We start from the raw sequence: 316 nt of genomic DNA on the forward strand, positions 1-316 counted from the left end.
TGGTGGGCCAATACCACACGCATGGCCACCGGGCACTGGAACTGAAACCATCGACCTTGCTGGAGCTGCTGCACAGTTTCGACGTCTACCGCCGACCGCAACGCTTCGAGGAGTTTATTGCAGCCTGCGAGATGGACGCACGCGGCCGCCATGGCTTCGAGCAACGCAGTTATCCACAGGCCGACTACCTGCGCGGCGCGGCACACGCCGCCCAAACCGTGTCAGTGCAACCGCTGCTGGAGAAAGGCCTGAAGGGCAAGGAACTGGGTAACGCGCTGAAGAACGAGCGCTTGAAGGCACTGAAAACCTACAAGGC

General features: G+C 61.1%; 1 pseudogene. It reads left to right on the forward strand.

The window, feature by feature from the left end:
- A pseudogene (gene cca / locus EE949_RS28970) lies at positions 1-316 on the forward strand (multifunctional CCA addition/repair protein); the annotation flags it as partial.

The organism is Pseudomonas viridiflava (genome assembly GCF_900602065.1).
GTDB lineage: Bacteria > Pseudomonadota > Gammaproteobacteria > Pseudomonadales > Pseudomonadaceae > Aquipseudomonas.